General features: G+C 33.7%; 22 protein-coding genes, 1 tRNA gene and 2 pseudogenes. 17 read left to right on the forward strand and 8 right to left on the reverse strand.

Going from position 1 to position 26,011, the window contains the following annotated elements; all coding sequences use genetic code 11:
* Nucleotides 1-3 precede the first annotated feature (3 nt).
* A pseudogene (locus WHA_RS07545) lies at nt 4-930 on the reverse strand (IS5 family transposase).
* A 357-nt stretch (nt 931-1,287) separates the two neighbouring features.
* Here WHA_RS07545 and WHA_RS03410 point away from each other — a divergent pair.
* Genes WHA_RS03410 through WHA_RS03420 form a run of 3 tightly spaced genes read left to right on the forward strand, consistent with a single transcriptional unit; the run spans nt 1,288 to nt 4,692 of the window.
* A complete protein-coding gene (locus tag WHA_RS03410; RefSeq protein WP_015589182.1) occupies nt 1,288-2,397 on the forward strand; it encodes an outer membrane protein assembly factor BamB family protein in 1,110 nt (369 codons plus the stop codon).
* Complete coding sequence (lpdA, locus tag WHA_RS03415) at nt 2,390-3,769, forward strand: dihydrolipoyl dehydrogenase (RefSeq protein WP_015589183.1); 1,380 nt, start codon at nt 2,390-2,392, stop codon at nt 3,767-3,769. The genes WHA_RS03410 and lpdA overlap by 8 nt, the downstream gene beginning before the upstream one ends.
* Before the next feature lie 2 nt (nt 3,770-3,771).
* A complete protein-coding gene (locus WHA_RS03420) occupies nt 3,772-4,692 on the forward strand; it encodes a tyrosine recombinase XerC (protein WP_015589184.1) in 921 nt (306 codons plus the stop codon).
* 76 nt (nt 4,693-4,768) lie between these two features.
* Here WHA_RS03420 and WHA_RS03425 read toward each other — a convergent pair whose 3' ends face one another.
* From WHA_RS03425 to grxC, 5 genes are all read right to left on the reverse strand, one after another.
* On the reverse strand, nt 4,769-6,205 hold the full coding sequence (locus WHA_RS03425; protein ID WP_015589185.1) for an ankyrin repeat domain-containing protein: 1,437 nt from the start codon (nt 6,203-6,205) through the stop codon (nt 4,769-4,771).
* Nucleotides 6,206-6,294: 89 nt separating this feature from the next.
* On the reverse strand, nt 6,295-7,233 hold the full coding sequence (gene trxB, locus WHA_RS03430) for a thioredoxin-disulfide reductase (RefSeq protein ID WP_015589186.1): 939 nt from the start codon (nt 7,231-7,233) through the stop codon (nt 6,295-6,297).
* The gene (locus WHA_RS03435) at nt 7,220-7,819 is read right to left on the reverse strand and encodes a peroxiredoxin (RefSeq protein ID WP_012673206.1); all 600 of its coding nucleotides are present in this window, start codon (nt 7,817-7,819) and stop codon (nt 7,220-7,222) included. The genes trxB and WHA_RS03435 overlap by 14 nt, the downstream gene beginning before the upstream one ends.
* 938 nt (nt 7,820-8,757) lie before the next feature.
* Complete coding sequence (locus tag WHA_RS03440) at nt 8,758-9,630, reverse strand: hypothetical protein (protein ID WP_007550039.1); 873 nt, start codon at nt 9,628-9,630, stop codon at nt 8,758-8,760.
* Nucleotides 9,631-9,745: 115 nt separating this feature from the next.
* On the reverse strand, nt 9,746-10,084 hold the full coding sequence (gene grxC, locus WHA_RS03445) for a glutaredoxin 3 (protein WP_007550037.1): 339 nt from the start codon (nt 10,082-10,084) through the stop codon (nt 9,746-9,748).
* A 60-nt stretch (nt 10,085-10,144) separates the two neighbouring features.
* On the opposite strand from grxC, the gene ribF reads away from it, so the two are divergent.
* The 4 genes and pseudogenes from ribF to WHA_RS03465 all read left to right on the forward strand — a co-directional run bounded on the left by ribF (nt 10,145) and on the right by WHA_RS03465 (nt 14,309).
* Complete coding sequence (gene ribF / locus WHA_RS03450) at nt 10,145-11,077, forward strand: riboflavin biosynthesis protein RibF (RefSeq protein ID WP_010082493.1); 933 nt, start codon at nt 10,145-10,147, stop codon at nt 11,075-11,077.
* Nucleotides 11,074-11,550, forward strand: coding sequence for a signal peptidase II (lspA, locus tag WHA_RS03455; RefSeq protein ID WP_006279329.1), 477 nt, complete (start codon nt 11,074-11,076; stop codon nt 11,548-11,550). Before ribF ends, lspA begins: the two co-directional genes overlap by 4 nt.
* A 113-nt stretch (nt 11,551-11,663) precedes the next feature.
* Nucleotides 11,664-13,003: pseudogene (locus WHA_RS03460) on the forward strand (M16 family metallopeptidase).
* Nucleotides 12,990-14,309, forward strand: coding sequence for a M16 family metallopeptidase (locus WHA_RS03465; protein ID WP_015589188.1), 1,320 nt, complete (start codon nt 12,990-12,992; stop codon nt 14,307-14,309). Before WHA_RS03460 ends, WHA_RS03465 begins: the two are co-directional and overlap by 14 nt.
* A gap of 9 nt (nt 14,310-14,318) precedes the next feature.
* Here the strand turns inward: WHA_RS03465 and purN are convergent, their stop codons facing one another.
* Nucleotides 14,319-14,879 carry a phosphoribosylglycinamide formyltransferase gene (purN, locus tag WHA_RS03470; RefSeq protein ID WP_015589189.1) on the reverse strand — a complete coding sequence of 187 codons (561 nt, stop codon included), beginning with the start codon at nt 14,877-14,879 and terminating at the stop codon, nt 14,319-14,321.
* A 304-nt stretch (nt 14,880-15,183) separates the two neighbouring features.
* Here purN and WHA_RS03475 point away from each other — a divergent pair, with 304 nt between their 5' ends.
* Nucleotides 15,184-15,600, forward strand: a complete 417-nt coding sequence (locus tag WHA_RS03475; protein ID WP_006279382.1) for a hypothetical protein — start codon at nt 15,184-15,186, stop codon at nt 15,598-15,600.
* On the opposite strand, the gene WHA_RS03480 is transcribed toward WHA_RS03475, so the two are convergent.
* A complete protein-coding gene (locus tag WHA_RS03480) occupies nt 15,593-16,123 on the reverse strand; it encodes a Na+/H+ antiporter subunit E (RefSeq protein ID WP_010962821.1) in 531 nt (176 codons plus the stop codon). The genes WHA_RS03475 and WHA_RS03480 overlap by 8 nt on opposite strands.
* A 68-nt stretch (nt 16,124-16,191) precedes the next feature.
* Between WHA_RS03480 and WHA_RS03485 the strand changes: the two genes are divergently transcribed.
* The 9 genes from WHA_RS03485 (at nt 16,192) to ssb (ending at nt 26,004) form a co-directional block, all read left to right on the forward strand.
* Nucleotides 16,192-18,234 carry an ankyrin repeat domain-containing protein gene (locus tag WHA_RS03485; RefSeq protein ID WP_015589190.1) on the forward strand — a complete coding sequence of 681 codons (2,043 nt, stop codon included), beginning with the start codon at nt 16,192-16,194 and terminating at the stop codon, nt 18,232-18,234.
* Between the two features lie 120 nt (nt 18,235-18,354).
* On the forward strand, nt 18,355-18,804 hold the full coding sequence (gene smpB, locus WHA_RS03490) for an SsrA-binding protein SmpB (protein WP_007548863.1): 450 nt from the start codon (nt 18,355-18,357) through the stop codon (nt 18,802-18,804).
* A gap of 6 nt (nt 18,805-18,810) precedes the next feature.
* Nucleotides 18,811-19,602, forward strand: coding sequence for a prolipoprotein diacylglyceryl transferase (gene lgt / locus WHA_RS03495; RefSeq protein ID WP_015589191.1), 792 nt, complete (start codon nt 18,811-18,813; stop codon nt 19,600-19,602).
* A 690-nt stretch (nt 19,603-20,292) separates the two neighbouring features.
* Nucleotides 20,293-22,038: a type I secretion system permease/ATPase gene (locus tag WHA_RS03500; RefSeq protein ID WP_015589192.1), complete on the forward strand. Its 1,746-nt coding sequence runs from the start codon at nt 20,293-20,295 to the stop codon at nt 22,036-22,038.
* Nucleotides 22,039-22,503: 465 nt separating this feature from the next.
* Entirely contained in the window at nt 22,504-23,943 is a 1,440-nt protein-coding gene (locus WHA_RS03505; protein ID WP_015589193.1) for a hypothetical protein, read from the forward strand.
* A 4-nt stretch (nt 23,944-23,947) separates the two neighbouring features.
* Nucleotides 23,948-24,556: a hypothetical protein gene (locus WHA_RS03510; RefSeq protein WP_015589194.1), complete on the forward strand. Its 609-nt coding sequence runs from the start codon at nt 23,948-23,950 to the stop codon at nt 24,554-24,556.
* Nucleotides 24,557-24,560: 4 nt separating this feature from the next.
* Nucleotides 24,561-25,367 (forward strand): hypothetical protein, encoded by an 807-nt coding sequence (locus WHA_RS03515; protein ID WP_015589195.1) that lies wholly within the window; start codon nt 24,561-24,563, stop codon nt 25,365-25,367.
* Nucleotides 25,368-25,380: 13 nt separating this feature from the next.
* Nucleotides 25,381-25,454: transfer RNA gene (locus tag WHA_RS03520), tRNA-Arg, on the forward strand.
* Between the two features lie 67 nt (nt 25,455-25,521).
* A complete protein-coding gene (gene ssb, locus WHA_RS03525) occupies nt 25,522-26,004 on the forward strand; it encodes a single-stranded DNA-binding protein (protein ID WP_010082448.1) in 483 nt (160 codons plus the stop codon).
* The last annotated feature ends 7 nt before the right edge of the window (nt 26,005-26,011 follow it).

Genomic DNA, 26,011 nt, shown 5'->3' on the forward strand with positions numbered 1-26,011 from the left:
AATTCATGTAGCCATTTCAAATTTAGCCATACCAATGTCAGTAAATTGATTAAGCAAATAACACTTGAGTAGCAGTTCCTTCCCACGATTAATTTCAGATTTGTTCCGAAAATTAAACCCGAATGTTTGTTTCAGTCGCGAGAAAAAACTTTCTACATAAGATCTTTTTCCGTAGTTTGTTTGCCTTTTCCACCTCTTCATTCCATCTTCGCTGTATGACTTTATTAGTCTAATTGCAGCATTTCTCTCTGCCATACTTTGGATGCTCTGCTGCATTGTTTTTTTGGAGGAATTTTTGTCTTTATGCCGCATTCATCACACAATTTATAGAGTTTATGTCTGTCATATGCTCTGTCTGCATATAGTGCTTTTATGGCATGCTGAAAATTAACTCCTTTAAGTAAATCGCAAGCTCCATAGTGATCAGACCGTTACTGTATTTTGCAGCTATGGCTTTTTTGCTGTTTATATTCAACATTACATGCAATTTTCTTGTCTGTTCATAGCCACGATATTTTCTATCAGCGCTATTTTCCTTGCTGTGTGTTGTTATAAATGCTGATGCTTGTGCTATCTATGGCAATTTCGATATCTTCCATATTATTTTTATCAATTCTGCAATCATTGATCTTAATATTAAGTTTTTTTTGAAGCTTGCGAATAGCTGATAACTGCCAAATCTCTTCCTATTTGTTGCAAATATCCTTTTATAAACCCGACTGTTTGTCTTAAGCCAATTCTAAAAAGATTAACGATTATATGCACTAAAATCACAACTTTATCACTATAAATATAGTTGCCGCCCTGCATTTTTGGACTATTTTCATACCAATTTTCGATAGCTTTATCGATGTAACGAAAAATATTTCCTCTTTTTTCTAGAAATTTGTTATATTCATGGCAGTTACTAACTCTCATTTTTTGTGGCATATTTTTTCTTCAACAGTTAAATAGCTATTTATAATGAATTTTGTCAGTAGCCACCAGATTTTTTCAGTTGCTATGCAACAAAGCTATCCCAGTGTCAAGCACTGGGATGACAGGAAAAGAGGCTATTTGGATGACATCTTTCTTCTTGGTATAAATTATTTTATATCTCAATGTTCATACAGCTATGCACGTTGCTGCATAGTGGATGAGGTGTACTACCTCTAAGAATATACATTATCTCACATAATAATATAATATTTCGTTCATAAATCAACGTTTTTAACATGCAGCAAGAACATTTCCGTTGTAATTAAGGTTCTTAAGATGTATATTAATGAATCTTGTTTTCAATAAATAATGAAAGTAATAATTGTCATGATAATGTTATTGTGTAGCAGTTACACAATGGCAAGCGAGAGAATAAGTCTAGTGGATAAAAAACTATCTCAAGGATATGTAGCTCCAGTGCTTATAGAAAATAGCGTTATTTTATCAGACAAGCACGGCGCTTTATATTCCTTTGATATTGATAACTCAAAGGCTATGAATTGGAAATTACACCTCTCACATAGGAAAAAAATTGGTAACATGAGCCTATCACATTATGAAAAAAATGTTTTCTTTATAGTGGATAACACTTTACACGCAATAGGCGCAAAAACTGGCAAGATTGAGTGGGAAAAAGAATTGAGAGCTCCAGTAAGAGGAAAAGCAGCAGTAATAAATAATAAATTGGTAGTATTGACTATTGATAATTATCTGTACGTGTTTGATATAAAAGATGGCAGCTTCGTTTGGACTTATCAAAACGGCATCAATGAGGTTCGAGGTTTGTATTCCATATCGCCAGCAATTTCTAATGATAAAATAATAGCACCATTTTCAAATGGTGAGTTAATAGCTTTTAATGAAGACGGTAAAAAATTGTGGAGCCAAAAATTGGCTACAAACCTTTTGGATACACAGCTCACAGATGTAACTACTACACCGAGAGTGCTTGGCGATACTTTAATAGCTACAAATAATTCTTATATTTATAGCATTGACGTGAAATCAGGAAATATTTTATGGTCAAAGTCACTGCAAGTAAAAAGTGTATCAGACATTGAGTCATATTATAGTCCTCTTATTCCTGCAGAGAAACAAAAAGAAGGCGGCAGAATTTTTATAGTTACTAAAGACGATAAAATAATTGGCCTGGATATAAAAAATGGAGAAACAGTCTGGACATCTGATTTAATAGAAAATACGCAATTGTTTGCTCCAATTATGCATGCCCATACACTGTGGGTGACAAGCAATAAAGGTTCAATGTTTGCTTTTCCGGGATCTGAAAGTGCAGGAAAGGTAGTCAAAGTACCTGGTAATGTGTTTCACACTCCAGTGTTTACTCGCAATAAGATATATGTAACAACTGAGGGAAAAGGTGTTTATTCTTTAGAAAATAGGTTTGTTTTTTATGACTGATTATGATTTAATTGTTATAGGTGGTGGCCCAGGAGGCTATAAGTGTGCTATCGCTGCTGCAAAACTTGGATTGAAAGTTGCCTGTATAGATAAAAATAGCATTTTTGGTGGCACATGCCTCAGAGTTGGGTGCATACCCTCCAAAGCATTGCTCCATTCTTCCTATCAGTATGCTCACACGAAAAATGATCTGTCGAAGCTTGGCATAAAAATTAAGGACGCAAGTTTCGATTTAAAAGAAATGCTAGGCTATAAGGACGCCAGAGTTCAGGAACTTGGAAAAGGTATAGAATATCTGTTTAACCTTCACAAAATCACTAAAATCAATGGGCTTGCTTCTTTTGACCAAGGTAATCTTGAAGTTTCAGTTGAAGGTAAGGTGCTGAAGACAAAAAATATAGTAATTGCAACCGGTTCTGATGTTATTTCTTTGCCAGGAATTAATATCGATGAGAAAGACATTATTTCTTCCACCGGTGCACTATCTTTAACTGAAGTACCAAAAAAACTTGTCGTAATCGGAGCCGGGGCAATAGGGCTTGAAATGTCTTCTGTATGGAGAAGGCTAGGGTCTGAAGTCACTGTAGTAGAATTTTTTGACAGAATCGCTGCAGCAATGGATGGAGAATTAAGTAAGTCTCTACTTTCTAGTCTACAAAAACAAGGAATAAAATTTTTACTTAGCACTAAAGTCGAGGAGATAAAACAAAGTAGCAACTCTTTGAGTGTGAAAGTTTGCTCTGTAAAAGATAACCAAACAAACGTTATAGAGGCAGATAAGGTGCTGGTTGCAGCAGGACGCAAACCATGCACTGAGAATCTTGGTATTGATGAAAAAATAGAAAAAGATAATCGCGGTTTCGTTCAAGTTAACAACAGATATGAAACTAATGTAAAAGGAATATTTGCTATTGGTGATGTGATCGGTGGAGCAATGCTTGCTCATAAGGCAGAAGAAGAAGGAGTGGCAGTTGCAGAGATAATCGCTGGGCAAGTACCTCACGTTGATTATGAAATCATACCATCTGTCATTTACACTCACCCTGCGGTTTCTTCAATCGGTAAAACTGAAGAGGAGTTGAAAAGTGTTGGCCGTAAGTACAAAGTTGGTAAATGTCAATTTGCTGCAAACGGCAGAGCAAAAATCACTGATGATGCTGAAGGATTCGTGAAAGTGCTGACTTGTAGCAGAGCAGATACAATACTAGGTGTGCATATCATAGGAGCATACGCTGACACGCTAATAAACGAAGCAGCGGTTGCAATGGCATATGGCGCAGCAGCAGAGGATATATACAGAATTTGTCACTCTCATCCTGATATAAATGAAGCCTTTCGAGATGCGTGCATCGATGCTTTCTTTAAAAAATAATTGTGGACCTCGGTTCAATCATTGAAAAATGGTATGAGTGGCTGAGGTGCAACAGATCTTATTCACCAAATACTTTAGAGTCATACATGAGGGACTTGAAGGATCTTATAAGTTTCCTAAATACTCACATTGGCGGAGAAGTAAATGTTGGTACTCTGAAAAATTTAAGCATACCTGAGTTAAGAAGTTGGCTTACCTCTCGTTACGCAAGAGGTGTAAACGCAAGATCCAACACTCGAGCACTCTCAGTAATCAGAAATTTCTTCAAGTACATAAAAAATAACCACAATATAGACAATGAAGCTGTATTTTCCTTATCAAGGCCAATTCAGAGAAGAACTCTGCCCAAAGCATTATCAATACCTAATATAAAAACTTTATTGAAAGAAATGAAACTATCCGACCTGGGTGAACCTTGGGTGGTAAAAAGAGAAATTGCGATTATCGTCCTGCTATATGGTACAGGCTTAAGAATCAGTGAAGCGTTGAACCTTAGGGTTAGTGATATCAGTAGCGAAAACTTAATAATTACAGGTAAAGGAGATAAACAAAGGCAGGTATTCATTCTCCCCGTAGTAAAAAAATGTATACAAGAGTATATAAAAGCTTGCCCTTACCTTGATGAAGCACAACATCTTTTTTTGGGAGTAAGAGGAAAAAAATTGGGAAGAACTTATGTGGCCAATCGTTTGCAGAAAATAAGGAGAATGTTAAATTTACCAGAAATTTTATCTCCACATGCATTTCGCCATAGTTTTGCTACTCATTTGCTTCAGGAAGATATTGACATAAGATCAATACAACAACTGCTTGGTCACTCAAGCCTGGAAACTACTCAAATTTACACTCACCTCAATTATCAAGATGTTTTTAACATGTACAAAAATTTTCAGCAGGGCCTGGAGAAGAAATCAAAACTTTAACTTCGTTCTAAACCACCAAGCTGAGTGCTTTCAACATCACTAAGTATTGTGTTTGCTTTATATAAATTACAACATCCTAATAAAAAAAAGCCAGTGCAACTGCTGTAAAGAAAGCACTTATTATCCCTGGATAATCTTCTATTACTAAACATGCAACAACAGTATATACTCCAAGCAATATAAAACATGCAGAAGCGTAGTTGCTTAGTTTTCTACCAGAAGAAATTGCTTGCGAGGATTTTTCGTTTTTATTACTACGGAGCAGTCTATTTTCTGATGAAAGCCTATCTCTTTCTTCCCTTACTTGTTTCAAATCTCTTTTTAATTGTAAAATTTCGACAGTGTCGCTTGCTCTTCCATACACAATTCTATTAAGTCGAGTTACTTCACTATTTAGATCATTGATTTTTGTTTTTTGAGCCGATTTTTCCTGTCTTACTTGCCCTAAATCTCTTTCTAATAGTGAAATTTTGCTAGTTTTATTCGTTAGCTCTTGCTCTTTTTCTACAAGTTGAGCTTTTGTTCTTTCAAGCCCTTGTAAAAACTTCTCAAAATCTTCTGGTATATTATTCGTATTTGCAGGAAATTTTTCATTTAAATAATCTTTAATAGAGTTAACTGGATTATCAACACCCCCCAATGCAGCAGTAACAACTGCACGATTTATAAAACAATTATCTTCTACTAATTTTTTCACATCATCTAAATCTTTTCTATTAATAGTATCAGTTAATCGGCTCTGAATAGCTTGTTCAATTGTTTGCTTTAATTGTGCATACTGCTCGTAACTAAAATCTAGGTCTTTATGTTTTAAAAGTTTTGTCAATACTTCTTTTTCATCTTCTGTTATCGTTCGTAAACATAATCGAATAATTAAGCTAAGTGGTGTTTTTATTCTTCCATCTTGGGTTCTTCTCCAGCAATTAGGATGAAGCTCTTGATTCAATAGTCTTTTCGCTTGGCAAATATTTCCGCTAGAAAGAGCAGCTAATAATTCTTTTCCTTTCTGTGCTTTTTGTATTTCTATTATCAAATGCCCAGTACGATTTTGTCTAGCACATTCCTCAGGATTTTGATGGTTTTTATTGGTTAGATAAGTGTTTATGTTTGGATGACTTAGTAAGAGTTGTAAAGTTTTCTTTTGTTGAAAGCACATTGCTAGATGCAAAACTGTATTGTTATTATTTTGTTCAGAAATATTAACATCTATGCTCCGGTGCAGTAGGAGCAACCTAATCATATTCTGATATTCTTTTTCTGTTTCAGAGCCTGCAGACAAATTAGTAACTATGGACATCAAAGGTGTCATGCCTTCTTTATCAAACGCATTAACATCCGCACCCTCTGCCAGAGCTTCTTTAAAATCTTCTAGGTTTCCATCATCAATAGCCTTAAATAGCTGTTTTGTTGATTCACTTAGCTGTCTTGAAGTTGTCGGATTTCGAGCTTGCGATGCCGTGTTATCACCACCTCCATAAGCTCCATAACATGCTACACCGTTTCTATAAGGCATACTAAACCCTCTTTATTAATGATTTACTAATATAATTATGTAAAAGAAAAGGAAAATTGCAAGCAATTTATCTAAAATCCTAGAATTAACTACGACTCCAAAAACTTTTCTGCATCAAGCGCAGCCATGCATCCTGTTCCTGCTGCAACTACTGCTTGACGATATACCTTATCTTGAACATCACCTGCAGCAAACACTCCTGCCCTACTAGTTAAAGTTGTTCCAGGTTTTGTAATGATGTAACCCTGCTCATCCATTTCAACAAAGCCTTTAAAAATACCCGTATTTGGTGCATGCCCGATTGCAATGAACACTCCATCCACTTTTAATTCTTGGGTTTCTGCTGATTTAATCGCAATACCAGCAACCCTTTTTGGATTTTCTTCTCCAAGAATCTGCTCTACGGTATGGTTCCACATTACTTTTATTTTATCATTTTTAAAGAGCCTATCTTGCATTACTTTTTCCGCTCTTAATTTATCACGCCTGTGTATTAATATCACTTCTTTGGCAAATCGAGTTAAAAATATTGCTTCTTCAACAGCAGTGTTTCCACCACCAATCACAGCTACAACTTTATTCCTAAAAAATGCACCATCGCAAGTCGCACAAGCTGAAACCCCATAACCCTGAAATTTCTTTTCACTTTCTAAACCAAGCCACTTCGCTTGCGCACCAGATGCAATGATAATTGCATCTGAATAGTAGTCATTGATATTACCAGAAGATCTAAACCTATACTCATTAGAATCCTCAAGTTGTTCAACGCTTTTTATCTCATCATCTATTATTTTTGCTCCAACCTTTTCTGCATGCAACCTCATTTGCTCCATTAGTTCTGGACCCTGTATTGAAACAAAACCAGGATAGTTTTCAACATCTGTAGTAATTGTAAGCTGACCACCAGGCTGCATTCCCGTTACTACAATTGGCTCTAAGTTTGCACGTGCTGCATATATAGCAGCAGCATAACCCGCTGCCCCAGATCCAATAATAAGAACTTTTGTACTAAATTTATAATTCTTCACTGTATGAGTTTAGATAATCAGCTACTCCTTCATCGCTTGCCTGCATTGCTGGCTTACCTTTTTTCCACCCTGCTGGACACACCTCACCATGCTCTTCATTATGTTTAATTGCATCAACGATTCTAACGAATTCATCGATATTACGCCCTAAAGGCAAATCATTTATCGATTGATGACGTACAATAAATTTATCATCAATAACGAAAGTTGCTCTCAGCGCAATTGAGTCATCATATAAGACCCCATAGTCTCTTGATATAGACTTTTTGATATCAGACACTAAAGTGTAGCTAATCTCTCCAATACCACCATCATTAACTGGAGTGTTTCGCCATTTATAATGTGAAAATTTTGAATCTACACTTATTCCTATCACTTCAACACCACGCTTTGCAAACTCATTTATTCTATTATTGAGCGATATCAATTCAGTTGGGCAAACAAAAGTAAAATCAAGTGGATAGAAAAAAAGGACAGCATACTTATTTTTTATGCGCTTACTCAGACAGAAATCATCAACAATTTCTCCGTCAGAGAGAACAGATGAAGCAGTAAAATCGATAGCAGATTTTGTTACAAGATTCATAATTAACCTATTCTTTTAAAATAACTTTAATTTTACATCTTGATAAACTTATATGCAAGTTTTCTTTGGTTTTAGTCCTATAAAAACTTCCTAAAATAGCTCTTCTTTTTTACCGATAAGATACAATCCAGGTTGGAATACTGAGTTGGTGAGTATAAAATTCTACGTCATACCGCCACGAACCGTCATACCGCGATTCATTCGCGGTATCTCTAGATCCCGCTAACAAGTAGCGGGATGACGAGGTTATCGTCATGCCACCGCGAACCGTCATACCGCGATTCATTCGCGGTATCTCGGCCGCTAACACGTAGCGGGATGACGGTTGTCGTTTAGCCATAAACATTAAGAAATTTACCAAACGAAAAAAAAGGCAAAAGAAGCCCCATGGTTGGCTAATTACTTACATTATACTTTCAAGTATGGCGTTTTTTTATTCTAAACGTTTAATAACCGCGATTCAGTGCTTTTAAGCCGCAACTAATCTAAATTATAAACATTAAGAAATTTACTAAACAGAAAAAAAGGCAAAAGAAACCCTAGGGTAGCTAGTTATTCACTATCCATTTTTTAAGTTGGCGTTTTTTTATGTTTTAAATGCTTTATAAGCGCATTTTAGCTTATATTAGGTAAAAACCTAGAAGTTTTATAAAGACATAAGGTGCACATAGTGCAAAAAATTAAACATGAGACGCCAGATACGTGAGTTTTTTTGTCATTTAGTCTGTACAGAGAAGATAAATAAATAGCTTCAGTTTCATGATAAGGGAGTTGGCGGAGTTTGTCAAGTAAGTTTTTCGCTTCTGCGGGCTACTTGAATAACGGCTACAATGTTCATACAGCTATGTACATAGCTGGAACCCAAAAAAAGAACCAAGTAGCCAAGGCTACTTGGATGACAAAAGGTAATACAAGAAATCTATTGGCTCTCGTATATCTTAGTGAAACTTAACAAGTTTATCTATAGTTTTAGTGATGATTCTTGGAGTATCCGGAGAAACTGCTGAGCTCAGCCTATTTAACCGCTCTATAGCGAACTCGCTATTCTCATTTGCTATGAAATCACATAAAATATTTTCTATATCCTTAGTAACACTTTCATGCTTTCTCAGAGGATGATTATGTGGATACCTACTGATGGTTTTGATACTGGAATACTCAACAAAAGCTTGATCCTTAAAAGCAAGTTGTCTCAATTTCTCTTTGAATTTTCCTTCTTCCTCTTTTGCTAAAAGGCGAGACTTTATCAGTGATTTTATAATCAAATTTATAGCTTGATGTATTTCAGAATGCACTATAACTTTAATGGTATTTTCTTCTACTATACAATCATAAATATTTTTTTCGCTCTGTAACGACTCTATTAATTTCTTGCTACTTTGTGAATTCAATTCCAAATTCTCCTCACTCATAGGAGTTATTATGAAGGTGTTCTTACTCACTCTGATGTTAAATTGTGGAGAGCCTTCAGAAAAGGAAAATGCTACATCCTTAAATTCAAGTGCATGATTGTATGCAGCAAAAAGGGTGTGTGCTATAACACTGCTGGGCACCTTCATTCCATGTTTACTCAGGTGGTTCAATACATTTTCAACCTCATGATATGTAAAGTCTGTATCTTTTAGCAATTCAACAACTTCTATGCCGTTGTGTTGTTTATACTCTATTCTCACTTCTTCTGTAAAAAGTGTTTTAGCTGCTATATGTTTATCAAGCACTGTGAAAATCTTGATGAAATTCTCTAAATCTTGTTTGTTAACTAATTCGATACTAATTAAGTTTCTGCTAATAATTGAAATATTTTTTGTCATTTTTTCCCACTAAAAAAACTCACTGAATGAATTGTATTTTTAATTCATTAAGAATTGTTTAAAGTGAGCATACTAGTTTTCATTTACGTATTACACGACAAAACAAGATAAAAAGTTACATAAAATCATCATGTGGTATAACACACTCTCCACATTCATCATTGCTGTTTGTGTAGGTTGTGACATCAGTGTGATTGTCATTATTATTTAGCATATCATCCAACTTTCCTTCTTTTTCAAGATCCATCAATTTGTCACACCCCCCAATGTGCTTATCGTTGATAAAAATCTGTGGAACTGTTCTAACGTTATACTTTGATTTTATGTCGTTAAATAGATCTGAGTTTTTGAGCACATCAATTTCTTCATACTTCACACCTTTTTTATCTAGTAAATCCTTTGCCCTTATGCAGTATGGACAGCCCTTCTTTACATATATCACAACATTTTTCACAATTTATCTCCGTAGCTTACTAAAATATAGTTATTATATATAAGAAACATATCAAATTGTATGAAAATTATTTATAATTGTGAGCAAGGAATAGAAAATAATATAGCACTAACCTTCGGAAATTTCGATGGCATTCATTTAGGACACGAGTTTGCAATTTCTACTCTAAAGAAGGTAGCACAAGAAAGAGGATTACCCTCTGCAGTTTTAACTTTTGAGCCTCACCCATCAACTGTTTTATTTGGTAGAAACAATTTTAGGTTAATAGACCAAGAACAAAAAAAGGAACTAATCAGCAGCTATGGTATAGATTACTTATATATTATTAATTTTAATAGAGGTTTTTCTGAGGTTAGCTGCGATGACTTTATCAGTGAGATTTTAATAGATAAATATGGCGCTAAACACATAATTGTCGGAGAAAATTGCACTTTTGGTCATAAACGATTGGGTAATATATTAACTCTAGAGAAATATTCTGAAATATATGGATACTCTTTGACTAAATTAGAGCCATTAACAATTGACGGCAAAATTTGCTCTTCTTCTTCAATAAGGGAGTATGTACAAAGGGGCGAAATAGAAATTGCTAATAAATTGCTCGGCAGGCCTTATCAAGTTTCTGGTGTTGTGACAAAAGGTGCATGTAGAGGTAGAGAAATAGGATTTCCAACCATAAATATTCCTATAGAAGATTGCATGATAAAACCTAAGTTTGGCACATATTACGCTAGAGTGACTTTTCCTGATAGTAATCCAAATTGGTTATATGGAGTAGTCAATATTGGTATGAGACCTACTTTTAAGGATCTGAAAAAGCCTATAATAGAAATGCACATATTCGATTTTGATGAAGACGTATATAGTCATAAAGTCAATATACAACTTTTAAAATTCATAAGGTCAGAAAAAAAATTCCATAGTATTGAGGAGTTAACAAAACAGATAAATTATGATATACTTAAAGTTTATAGGTTAAAGGCAAATTTATGAAAAAGTTATGCTTAGTTGTTATATTAATTATAGTATTGATTGACCAAACGAGCAAATTGTACATAAACTCATTGATTGATGAAGGAGAATCAATTGAGATCGCTAGTTTTATAAAACTAGTTGAAGTTTGGAATTCAGGTATTAGTTTTGGAATGTGTAGCGCTTTACCACATGGCGGTTTCTTTTTTTCAGCATTTTCAATACTAATAATTGGTATACTTGCATATTTGATATACAAGTCTGACGATCAGTCAACTTACCTTGGTTTTTCTCTGATGATTGGTGGAGCAATCGGAAACGTAGTTGATAGGATCTATTGGGGAGCTGTATATGATTTCATATATTTTCATATTGATGATTGGTATTGGCCAGCCTTTAATTTAGCAGATTTATCTATAGTTTGTGGAATGTTTACATTGTTATATAAGTGGTATATATACGATATGCTTATTTCTAAACAAAATGAGGAATAAAATAATTATATTCACATAATGTTGACATCGCTATATAAGTGGTATACATACGATATGTTTATTTCCAAACAAAATGGGGAATAAAGTAATTATGTTTATATTAGGTTAGGATAATGCTTCATAAGCTTTTTAGTTTTCTTATACTACCTGCATTTTTTTTACTTACCCAATTTCTTCGAATGCTTTAAACATAGAGCACAACATAAAACATGCTAAACTCGATAACGGTTTGGATGTTTATATTGTTCCTAATCATCGGATTCCAGCCGTTTTACATGCAGTAATATACAAAGTTGGGGGAATGGATGATCCAATCGGCAAAGCAGGATTGGCTCACTACTTTGAACATTTAATGTTTGAAACTACAGGAAAGTTCACAGATATAGAAGCCACTATGAGTAGCATTGGGGCTCAATTTAACGCGTTTACCACTAAAGAATATACCTGTTATTTTGAGTTGATCCCCAAAAAAGATTTACCACTTGCAATGGAAGTTGAAGCAGATAGAATGGGCAGCTTTAATGTTACTCAAGACAAAATAGATAGAGAAAAAAACATTGTGTTGGAAGAAAGAAAAATGAGATTTGATAATCATCCTAACAACTTGTTATGGGAAGAAATGAATAGTGCATTTTACCGTACTGGCTATGGTAGGTCTGTTATCGGCTGGGAGAGCGATATCAAAACTTACAATTTGGATGACATAACGAGGTTTCATGATAACTATTATCACTCCGGCAATGCAATATTACTGATTGTGGGTGATGTGGAACTTGATGAAGTAGTGAAATTAGCAGAAGAAAAATATGGCGAAATTAAAGCTAAGCCTGTAATGAGAAATTACCCAAATCAGGATCCAGTGCATAATGCAGGTCTATCGGTGACCTTAGAGAGCACTGAAGTAAAAGAACCAGTTTTATATTTTCGTTATCGTGTACCCTTATTTGAGCATATAAATGAAGCTTCCGCTGCTCATTTAGCGGTTGAAATTTTAGGTGGCGGCAAATCCAGCAAACTGTATAATGATCTGGTTTTAGATGAAGATGTGGCAGTATCAGTGTTTGCTTATTATAATAGCCTAGCTTTTAGTGATGGCTACATTGATATTCAGGTCATTCCAAAAAGCGGAGTTAATTTAGATATTGTTGAAAGAGAGTTAGATAATGCTATTAATAACTTCATGTCTAAAGGAATAACGGATGAGGAGTTGCAAAGCTCGAAATATAGATACAAAGCAGCACAGTTTGATAATCTATCTGACTTAACTCATATAGCGATGTTCTATGTGCCACACCTTGCACTTGGTATTCCACTTGATGAAATAGATATTTCATATAGCAAAATAGATGATGTTAATTTAGAGGATGTAAATAACAAAATTCGTACTATCTTTTCTTCCAATAAGTTAATTGGTCGTTTATTACCAAAAGGAGATAACAATGAGAATAAGTAAATTTGTACTTCTGTTTTTTTTCTGCCTAAGCTTTAATTTACAAGCAAGTGGTAGCTTAAATATAGAGGAGGTCACTACCCGTAAAGGATTTAAGTTTTTATTTGTCGAAAACTGTGCTTTACCAAAAGTTTCACTGAATATATCATTTAAAGATGCAGGTTATGTGTATGAGAATGCAGAAAAACAGGGACTTACCTGGTTTACTTCTCTTATAATTCAAGAAGGGGCAGGAAAAAATGATGCCAAAGATTTTGCGAAAAAGCTTGAAGATAAAGGGATTAGTTTAAATTTTATTGCTGATTTAGAAGCATTTAGGGTTTCATTAAATACTTTGTCTGACAATCTAGAGGAAGCAATTTCATTACTGAGCGATACTATAATGCGTCCTAAAGTTGACCCTGAAGGGTTGAATAGAGTTTTCGAGAAAGCCAAAGTTAATTTTAATAATCTTGAAAAAAGTCCTTATTTTGTTGCTGGAAAAGAATTAGATACGTTATTGTTTAAAAAACATCCTTACTCAAAAAGTGTGTACGGTACTCTTGACACTATAATGAACATTACTAGAGATGATGTTTTAACATACATAAAGCGTAATTTTGCTAAAGATAACATAGTTATCAGTGTTGCTGGTTGTGCAAAAAAAGAAGAAATTATTACATTATTAGATAAATATTTATCTAAATTGCCGTCAAAAAGATCAAAAGTTAGAAAAATACCTGTAAAAAATAATTTTGGTTCTGCAGAAAGTAAGAATATTTTTATGGATATACCACAGAGTGTGATACTTTTTGCTCAAAAAGGTATAGCTTATGAAGATCCTAATTATTATAACGCTGGTGTCTTAATTGATGCACTTGGTGGCATGAGGCTGAATTCAATATTAATGACAGAACTGAGGCAAAACTTGGGTATTACTTATGGTGTTTATGCAAGTATTATTTCCAATAAACATGGAAATATTATATCTGGATTTATAAGTACTGATAGTTCTACTGCTGGCAAAGCTATATCAGCAGTAAAAGATACATTTAGCAGAATAAAAAAGCAAGGAATTGACGAACAATTGTTCAAGGATGCAAAAATTGGCTTGGTAAATAATCTTGTCCTTTTCCTGTCCAATAACACAAATACAGCAACGCTGCTAGATAATATGCAGATAAATGATCGTGATGTTAACCGTATAAATAATTATGCGAATATCATTAATGATGTTAAATTAGAGGAAGTAAACGAACTGGCAAGTTCTTTACTGGAACCTGAAAATTTATTTTTTGTTGAAGTTGGAAAAAACGCTCAAGGTCAATAATTATTACAGTCATATATCTTCTGCTATTGACCTTACTGCTTCTACATAACACTTATGCTCCTTAGCTAGAATGCGTTCTGAGAGGCTTTGAATATCATCAGCTGGTAACACTGGTACAACAACTTGAGCAATTATGGCTCCAGCATCAACTTCAGGAGTGACATAATGTACAGTGCAACCTGTAATTTTTACACCTGCTTTTAGAGCTTGCTCTTGAGCGTTTAGACCTTTAAAAGACGGAAGTAAAGAGGGATGAATATTTATAACCTTGTTATGCCATTTACTCAGAAAATCAGCTTTGAGAATTCTCATAAACCCTGCAAGGCAAATTAAATCAACCTTATGTTGAACAAGTATTTCGTGAATTTTACCAGCATCAAGCGGTTTATCTTTAACAATAAACGCTGAGATTCCTGCTTGCTCTGCTATTTTCAGACCAGCAGCTTCGCTATTATTTGTGATAACACATGCAACTTCTGCGGAAAAATTCTGATCTTGACATGCTTCTATTAAGGCCTGCATATTCGACCCCCTACCTGAAATTAGTATTCCGAGTTTTATCTTTTTCATTATAGCACAGTTAGTTTAGAATTTAGTTAATACTAACAAAACAGCTCAAAAGGAAAACTTATTTTATAGCAAAGAAGGCAGACTAAACTCTTTATATAAGTGGACCTCTAATTTTGAACCTCACTGGACAACACAAAATAACGAATAGCCCCATGTACCCAGCTTAAACTAGCTTTAATGCTTAGATATTGTGCTATTTTTGTATAATATACTACTATAAGTATATATTTTTGTAATCGCGTTATTATTTATTTAACAAAGTATTAGTATAATTTATTACACTGGATTAAATGGAGAAAGTTCAATGAGTAAATTACCGAACAATGCAAAAATAGGTAAATCTCAGGTTACTCAGTGGGAGGTAATAAAAAATTGTGAATATGCTGATAATTGCTTGTCAAAAATAGTAACTTTGTACGTTATTAGAATAACTCAGCTATCAGATTTTTATACGAGTGACGAACCTGAAATTAACACTGTTTTAGCAAGAATAAGCGTGACAAGTGAAAATGTATTTTTAAACAAGGCTACTACTATTGAAGTTATGGAAGGTATTTTTCCGTATAAATTCAACAGCAAGAAGAGAAATAACATATTAAGGTTAGAAGATTTGTATAATTATTTATGTTCTATTGTTAACAATAGCCTTCCAAAAGAAATGCTTGAAAGTCTTGTAAGGGAATATAAGGATGCTGTTAACTTATTTAAAGCAATTACTTAACTGAACGTAGTATTTTTAAGATTTTATTTTCTATTTCAGAAATGCCGCTTTCAAGATCTTTATCTATCAAATACATGGTAGAGAAATATGTTTTCTGCTTACTTTCAACATTGATAGTTAAAGTTCCGGGAGTGATTGTGACTGAATTGGCAAATAACGCAATGCTTTCATCATTATGCCCTTTGCATTTTCTTAGAATAATGATTGGCTCAAGCTTAGATTTGAGTTGTAGCACCTTTTTTGTTACATAAACACTTGATAAAATGATTTGGTACATTAACCATGGTATATAACTTACTAACTTATAAAACGACAGTCTACTCGTACTATTTAAAATCTGGCTAAGAGCTCTTTCAGCGTTTATCAACCTTCTAAAGATAAACGATGTGAATATAGAGGAAAACACTCCACAAAAAATAAAAAACGGCTCAAAATAACCAGACAATACAGTCCATAGAACAAATAAAATTATAAATGACAGAGAAAAAAACTTGATTTCCTTCCTAAAGTTGAGGTTTTTCATAGTCTGTAATATAACTTAAATGACTCTTTAAGGAAAGATAATAACGAATATTTAGGTTCTTGACTTCTATGTTAAAAGATATAACAACTAAGTTATGTATTTTAAGTGAGGAAGTTATGAAATATGGCAAATTTATGGAAATATTAAACAAAATAAATGACCTTTCAGATTTGAGCAAGGACAATATAGTTGAAAAAATAAAAGCTAAGTTACAAGAAGAAGATCCAGATTTATGTCAAGAGTGGGAAAAGAGTAAACCTGACAACGATAGTGGATCTGGCATAAATTACATATTTACTATATCTTGTGGTCAAAATTCTAAGAAAGTCAAATTGTTACATCTTGCTTCTTATTGGAACTATGCAAATGTAGCAAAAGCTCTGATTGAAAACGGGGCAGATATTAATGCAGAACATGATAATAAAATTACTCCTTTACATATTGCTGCTCACTATGGCCACGAAGATGTAGTAACCATTCTAACTGGAAAAGGAGCAATTGTTGATGCAAAAAATGGTGATGGATGGACTTCTTTACATTTTGCTGTTGAAAAGAACCACAAAAATGTAGTAAACACTCTAATTGGAAAAGGAGCAAATGTTAATGCAGAAAATGATAAAGGATGGGCTCCTTTACATCTTGCTATTACAAATGGCCACAAAGAGATAGTACAAGTTCTATCAAAAGCAGAAGGAATCAACGTTGATGCAAAAAATAGTGATGGGTGGACTTCTTTACATCTTGCTGCTGCAAATGGCCGCAAAGATATAGTAGAAACTCTAATTGAAAAAGGAGCAGATGTTAATGCGAAAGACCATTATAAATGGACTCCTTTAACATTTGCTTCTCAAAAAGGCCATGAAGTGGTAAAAGGAGCTCTATTAAAGGCACAAGAGAACATCAAAGCTTTGCATTCAGCTGTTAAACATAATAATGAGGAGGAGGTGAAAAACCTATTAAATAAAGGAGTAAACGTTAATGCAAAAGATGATGATGGATGTACTCCTTTACATCTTGCAGCCAGAGAGGGCCATAAAGATGTAGTAGACATTCTAATCGCAAAAGGAGCAAAGGTTAATGCAGAAAATGATGATAGATGTACTGCTTTACATCTTGCTGCTGAAAATAACCACATAGAGGTAGTAAAAATTCTAGTTGAGAAAGCAGATGTTAATGCAGAAGGTATTGTGGACGAGACTCCTTTACATCTTGCAGCCAGAGAGGGCCACGAAGATATAGTAAAAACTCTAATCAAAAAAGGAGCAAAGGTTAATGCAGAAAATGATGATAGATGTACTGCTTTACATCTTGCTGCTGAAAATAACCACATAGAGGTAGTAAAAATTCTAGTTGAGAAAGCAGATGTTAATATAAAGGATGCTGATAGATGGACTCCTTTGCATGTTGCTGCTGAAAATGGCCACGAAGATATAGTAAAAACTCTAATCGCAAAAGGAGCAAAGGTTAATGCAAAAAATGGTGATAGACGTACTCCTTTACATCTTGCTGCTAAAAATGGCCACGAAGATGTACTAAAAACTCTAATCGCAAAAGGAGCAGAGGTTAATGCAAACAATGGTGATAGACGTACTCCTTTACATCTTGCTGCTGAAAATGGCAAAATAAAAGTGGTGGAAGTTCTGCTACACACTGAAGCAGACCCTTCATTAAAAGATGTTGATGGAAAAACGCCAAGAGACCTTACTAAATATCAAGGTATAATTCAGCTTTTAGAGGAAGCGGAAAAAAAGCAAACGTTAAAAAATGAGAATAAAAAAACGCCAAAGGATCTTACTGAAAATAAAGATGTAATGCAGCTTCCAGAGAAAAAGGAAGAAAAACAAATTGGAAAAAATGCAATTGTGAAAGAAAAAGAACAATCTGCAAAAAATGCAATTGTAAAAGGTATTATTGTGTGTTTTGTAACTGCAGTGATAGTTGGTGTTGCACTTGCATTTGCTACTGCCCTATCTGTACCAGCAATAATTGGACTAGCTGCAGGATCTGCGCTCATAGTTGGTGCTGGTCAATATATAATGTCAAAGCCTAAAACTGAAATGAAAGAAGTAAAGGAACTTGTGCCTAGAGAGACAGAAAAAGCACTTACTTGATTTTTGTTATCCTGTTGCTATCAGACTAGCCTGGCACCTTATATTTATTGGGATAACTGTTTTATTATGAATTAAGTCAAAAACTCTGTAATATATTGAAGCTTAAAGATATCTTTAGATATGGAAGTTATTGCAGAAAATAGGAAAGCAAGGTTTGAATATTTCATCTTAGAAGAATTTGAAGCGGGTATGGTCTTATTAAGCAGTGAAGTTAAATCGCTAAGAGAAAGAAAAGTAAATATTTCCGACGCCTACGTTGTTGAAAAGAATAGCGAAGTATGGCTGCACAATATGCATATTGCAGAATATAAAGCTGCGAACCGCAAAAATCATAAACCAAAAAGGGAACGTAAATTACTCTTGCATAAAAAGGAGATAAATAAACTAATTGGTCAAATCAAGACTGCTGGGATAACTGTTGTGCCGCTTTCGGTCTATTTTAACGATAAAGGATTTGCAAAAACTAAAATTGCCATTGTAAAAGGAAAAAAACTCTACGATAAGAGAGCAACCATAAAACAGAGAGAGTGGGATCGTGAAAAAAGTAGATTGTCTAAAAATAATTTATAGCAAAATATGTCTTTAAATCCAGTAATTTTCAGCATCGGTCCTGTTTCTATATATTGGTATTCCTTAGCCTACGTTTTGGGTATAGTGTTTGCATATTGGTATTTACATAGGCTAGATGACCAAAAAATATTTACTAAGAATTTTTACGATTCGTTATTAACAGCCACTATTATAGGTATTATCCTTGGAGGTAGACTTGGCTACGTATTGATATATGATCCAGTTCTTTATATAAGCAACCCTATCGAGATATTGAAGACCTGGGAAGGAGGGATGTCATTTCATGGCGGTGCTATAGGAGTTTTGCTTGCAGTAATAATCTCCTGCAGAAGACATAACATTCCTATATTTTATGCACTGGACCTAGTTTCTTGCGGAGTTCCCATAGGTTTATTTTTAGGTCGCATAGGCAATTTTATAAACGGAGAGTTATTTGGCAGAGTTACAACTATGCCATGGGGTATGGTATTTCCAGAGAGTGGTGATAATTTGCTGCATCATCCAAGCCAGCTTTATGAGGCACTTTTTGAAGGACTGCTACTTTTTGCAGTTGCAAATTCACTGTTTTTCTTAACTAGAATAAGACTGTATCACGGTGCGTTAACTGGTATTGCAGTTATGTGGTATGGAATAGCACGTTTTTTCGTTGAGTTTTTTCGCGAACCAGACTATCAAATTGGCTATTTGTGGCTTGATTTAACTATGGGGCAGTTGCTTTCTATACCTATGGTTTTGCTAGGAATGCTTGTATATCTAGGCGCATTAAATTTAAAATTTAATACGAAATCTGTCACATAGAGAAAAGGTGAGTTCAATAGAAAAATGTAGCCAGAAGCCCCATATTATGCACAATTGTACGAATTTTCTGCGTTGCAGTAGAATGAATCGGTGGGCTTTGTTGCATCGCTAGCTATGATGGATTAAAGATAAAAAAGGTGGAGAATATCAGTAGCTTATTATTCTGGTATTTATAACAAGAACGGTCAGTGAATACCTAAATTTGAGTAAAAGAAATTTCACTACCACTCACTAATCCGGCTAAAATTCAAGAATTTCAATGCTTTAGCTATTTTCAATAGAATTAAATTTATTAATATAAATAACAAATTACTATTCTTAAATTTGATTAGATTGATTGCAAAAAAACAAGATTTTCAATAAGTTGCTTATAATCCTAATTATAGTTAGCCTTTCATAAGTAGCGATGCAACAAAGCCATCCCAGTGTCAGCTACTTTCATGACACCATTTGCTGTGCAGTTTACCTTCAAAAATGAATGTTCGTACAGCTATGGAATGAATCGCGGTATGACGTAGCTTCGCTATAGGCAATGAAGGAAATATTAACTATACTTCTTTTTACCATTGTTTATATTTCCTATTCACATATATTAATATTTTACTCACTTAAAGTAAGCTAACTACCGTTATTAATATTTTTGTAATAAAAATTGTATATGGTGCATGTAATCAAATTAAGAGGAAGATTGTGGAAATTACGCCATCAATAAAAAAAGAATTGAAGCAAAGTACTCTATATGTTTGCCTAGAAAAATGCAAAAGTGCATTTTGGTTTATCTTTTGGTTTAGTGCGGGAATCAATTTATTAATGTTATTCCTACCACTTTATACCTCTCAAGTGCTTGATCGGGTGATATCGAGCGAAAGTGTATCAACACTAACTATGCTGACAATTATCACTTTATCTGCATTTGCATGTTCTGCAATGCTTGAAACTTGTCGATATTTAGCCATGGCAAAAATAGGTGATTGGATCGATAAAACTGCAACACCAGATCTGATAGTAAGGTCAATCAGGCTAACGTCAGTGCAGAGCTCAACTTCAAGTGGTGAAGCAATACGAGATCTCGGAGTGATAAAAAATTTCATTACAGGAAATGGTATATTCTCACTGTTTGATACTCCATGGTCGTTAATTTACCTTGTTGTGATTTTCATGATACATACCTCCACGGGGTTTATAGCTATTACTGGAATTATTATATTAGTCTCTATGGCAATATGGAATGAACTTGCCACTAAACGAATATTACAAGAAACCAACGAAGAAACTATACGGAATATCAATGCTATAGATGTTGCAACAAGAAATGCAGAAGTGGTTGAAGCTATGGGCATGTCAGAATTCATAGTCTCTGATTGGTGTAAACGAAATGATCAGAACCGAGCAATGCAAATTAAAGCACAAAATCGCTCTAATGTAATTACTGGAATCACTAAATTTTTGCGCTCAACTCTGCAAATATCAGTGATTGGAACAGGTGCATTACTTGCAATCACAGCTCATAAGACTGCCGGTAGCATCATCGCTGCTTCAATTTTAATGGGTAGAGTATTAGCACCATTTGATGCTGCGGTTCATACTTGGAAGTTTTTAAATCAGGCTAGAATGTCATATGGAAGGCTACAAAGACTTATATTAACATCGCCAAAAAGAGAGCAAACGATGGCTCTACCAGAACCTGAAGGAAAATTGGAATTTGATAGAGTATTTTTTACTCCTTATGGAAGCAATAAGCCGACAGTAAAAGGAATATCATTCATTATAGATCCTGGAGATGTAGTTGGTGTTATTGGTGCAAGTGCTTCTGGTAAATCCACTATCGCAAAATTAACTGTTGGTGTATGGAAGCCAATATCTGGTGTAGTCAGACTAGATGGCGCTGATGTATATACTTGGAATCGAGAAAATTTTGGTAATTATGTTGGCTACTTACCTCAGGATATTGAGTTATTTAACACTAGTGTCAAAGCTAATATTGCTCGCATGAGGCCAGATCCAAATCCTGAAGAAATAATCAAAGCAGCAAAAATTGCAGGAATACATGAACTAATACTAAGCTTACCAAATGGATATGATACAACAATAGGAGGTCCTGGAGGAGTAACGCTCTCTGGCGGCCAAAAACAGCTTCTTGGACTTGCCAGAGCTTTTTATGGTCACACAAAACTTTTAGTACTTGATGAACCAAACGCTAACTTAGATAGCAATGGAGAGGCATGCTTAATTAATGCAATTGGCATTGCAAGAAAACAAAATACTACTACTGTTATCATCACTCACAAGCTACCGTTATTGTCCGTAGTTGATAAGGTGATCCTCATGTCAGATGGTGTCATTTACGCTATGGGACCAAAAGATGAGATTTTGAGCAAATTAGTTGCTCCATCATCAAGTACCACAGAAGATGAGCGCTCTTCAGCAAATGGTTAGTTTATAGCCTTTCTTATAATAGTCCGAATGCGATAAGATATGTGTTTATGGCTATAGCAGGCCAGTAGCATATTACGTTCTGTTCGGATTATTGTAAAAAGAGCTATACTTACAATAAATTCTGTATCTGAAATAACAACTGTTCCAGAAAAATATATATTTCTTTACCATTAGAAATAATATTACAAGAATAGTAAATAGATTAATAACTCTTATTAATTAAAGTCAATCGGCAGATATAGCCAAAGTGGCTTAGGTTTACCTACAATTTGAAAAACAACAAATTCGTCTTAATGAATTTTCTTAATTTGTTATCTAAATAACTTAATATTAGTGGTAATTTTATAAAAAAATTATAATATAAATAATGTTGCTGCGAAAATTTATAACAATATTTCCCTCTAACGTTTAATGAATTTCAATAAATTGCCTTTTTAATTCTAGATAAGTATATGCTTTGTTAATATGTTTAGTTCAAAATCCAAAAGTAAGTTTATGCTTTCTATTGGAGAAGAAGGCATAATGTTACTATATTTTAAAAATAATACTTTAAATAAAAGGTATTTTGTTAAGGGCAAAAACGATAAAGCAGTTTCCGATTTAATTTCATGTCTTTCGTCAGATAAAAAAGCACCTTTATACCTGGTGCTTAATCATGCAGATCAAAATTACTCGCTACAGTTTATTACAAGGGCAAACAAGATTAGTGCCTATCTATCAGCAAAAACAAAGATGGAGCATTTTTCTCGTAATAATGACATAAGTTCAGTTTTTTTGGTTGAGAAGCCAAACAAATTCAATCAAAACTGGTGCTATCTTCTTGTTTCATCAAAAGCAAAGCATTTAGTAGAATATTGGTTGAATGTGTTTATTGAGATAGGCTCCAACTTTAAGGGAATATTAATGTTTCCTATAGAAATAAGTAATATAACAAAAAAGATTCTACATAAAGATCCTAATAATTGGAAAATTATAGTTGCTGCAACTAAAACGGGAGGCTATAGACAAGTGGTTCTTAAAGAGAATAAAATGGTATTTACGCGCTTAACATCATTTACTAATGATAATTTACCAGGAATTATCGCTGGTGGAATATATCAGGAAGTGCAAGATACTATTCGATCCTTAACTAAGTTTGGGTTTGAAAAAAATAACCCTATCGACCTTTGTATCATAGTGTCAGAAGATATCAAAGCTAGTTTATCAGTCATAAATTTTTCAGAGAACAGTGTGAACATATTAACTCCATATGAGTTAGGCAAACTATTAGGAGCAGAACTAGCTATAAGTGAAAAAGATAACTTTTGCGATACCATAATTTTGTTTCATAGCTTTAAGAATAAATTAGCAGCTATTTTTAATACAAAGGAAACTAAAGAATTTTATCTATTCAATTACCTTTATTTAAACTCTCCTCGAATTTTTCTATACTTCGCCCTGGTTTTAGTTATAACAAACACCCTTTGTTTGCTAAATTTGTATTCAAATTTCAATGTCGCTGATAATTTATCAGCAAAGCAGAACACCTTAAATAACCAATTAACAAAACTTAGCCAAAGCTATAATGTAAAAAAAATAGATGAAATTTATGATTTTATTAATATCAATAATATTTTATCAAAAATAGAATACTCTCCTCTTACACAAGTTAAGTATGTAGAAAAGTTAAAAATACCAGGTATAGAGCTTCGATCATTTGAATGGAATTATAATGAGGCAAAAAGTTATATTACCACAACTTTAAAGTTTAATTTTCAATCCGGTAAAAATATTTCTCATCAATACGAGAAACTACGAAAAAATTTAAACGATAATTTTCGTACCTATGACATTAATATTTCTAGCTTACCTGCTGCTAAAGAGCAAAATCTATCTATTGATGTTGAAATAGGAGAGGCAATGTAGATTAATGACTATCTCTCAATTAAAAAGAAAAGCTACAATTCAGTTTATATCGTATTTGTTATTATCTGTTGGATTAATAGGGTTATTAACATATGTTGTTATCTATAACGAAAAGATTTATAATAAAAACCAAATTGCGATTGATAAAATACGTTCTATTAATTTACAGATTACTGGAATTCAAAAAAAGGAAGTTGTTCTAAATAAAAACCTAGATTTATGGAAAAAAATTTCTTCTTCAAATTTACATAGTAGCAGATACATTGCAAATTTAAATTTCGAGCTTAGCAAGTTATATAAAAAGCACTATATATTAGAACCTGAAATATCAATTTCTATACCCGAAGAAGTTGAGCTCCACAACAAAAGTGAACGCACAAAAGTAATAAAAAGTGAAGTGGTCCTAAATTTAAGCTCAATCAGCGATAAGCATATTTTTTTATTTCTACAGTCTATTCCAAATCTGCCCGGTTATGTTATGATCAAATCTCTTATTTTAAATAAGCAGAGAAATATTGATGCTGCAACTATGAATCAGATTTTGAATGGTAATATGATAGAGATAGTGAGAGCTAATATAGTCTTTGATTGGTATACTATATTAAGTAGATAAGGTGATGAACATAAAGCTGTTTTTTATTTTTACGCTACTCATTTCCAATGTTAATGCATATTGCAGTTGTGAAGAAAGCATAGAAATTTGTAAGGAGTATTCTTGCCGACAATATATTGGCAATGAAGATTTTATTGAGCATAAAATATTAGGATTAAATAGTGGAAATTTATGCGTATATATAGAAAAACAAGGTAATGATGAAATGGTTTGTCATCATTCTCAGTATGGAATGATGATAGAAAAAAGATATTTTGAAAGTATTCTTAAAGTTGGCAATCAAGAAATCGACGATTTTATTGATATAGCAAATTTGCGTGCAAAAGAGTGTTTCTTTATCAACAATCAAAAACTAAGCTATACAGATCGGGACGATATAATAAGAGAAGCAGTGGAAAGTGACTTTGACGTTTTGTCACAATATAGTAACGTAAAAAGCATTTTTTTTGATGAAGAGCCAGTTAATAGAATGGTCAATGAAATGGAAAAGTTCAATTTACGATCTTCAAGAGCTGTAAAAGAGGAGGTATCAGATAATTTCAACTGTAAGGTAGTGAGTTTAGACTCAATTTTATATCTTTCTCCCGATACATGGAAAATATGGGTAAATGGAAAACTGTTTATAAATACTAAGGATTTAAAAGTGCACTCAGTCACTGAAAATTATGTAACTTTTGTATGGACCGTAGATCAAAAAGCAATAAAAAAGCATGCGAATGATTCTCAAAATGTATATTTTGGATATGGGAGTATTATGTTTACGCTTTATCCAAAACAAAAATTTGACTTGGATGGCTTATCTATTAAATAACTTAAATATATATGCGCTTGTAGCTCAGTTGGATAGAGCGTTGCCCTCCGGAGGCAAAGGCCGTGGGTTCGAATCCCTCCAAGCGCACTTTTAATTAAATTTGACAATAGTATTTTCACATAAGATAATAAAAGGATTTATTTAGAGCATAATTATGTCTGGTGGTACCATAAACAAAGTCATACTAGTTGGTAATTTAGGAAAAGATCCTGAAATTAGGACTACACAAAATGGAAAAGAAATGGCAAGTTTTTCAATAGCCACGTCTGAAAGTTGGACTGACAAACTTTCCGGTATGCGCTCTGAAAAGACAGAGTGGCATAATATCGTAATTTTTAGTGAAGGATTAGTAAAAATCGTCAAAGATTTTGCACGCAAAGGCAGTAAAGTTTATGTTGAAGGTTCTTTGAGAACTAGAAAATGGACTGACCAAAACGGTGGTGAAAGATACACAACAGAGGTGGTTCTATATAATTTTAATAGCGCTCTTACTCTCTTGGATTCACGAAATAGTGCGCCAAATTCTGATTACAAGCCAAGTGAATACAAACAAGGTGAAACAGAACAAAAAGATAAACACGAAAGTTTTGACAACGATATAAAAGATGAACTACTCGACGATGAAATACCATTTTAACAATTTA

Origin of the sequence: Wolbachia endosymbiont of Drosophila simulans wHa, assembly GCF_000376605.1 — a bacterium.
GTDB classification, from domain to species: Bacteria; Pseudomonadota; Alphaproteobacteria; order Rickettsiales; family Anaplasmataceae; genus Wolbachia; species Wolbachia pipientis.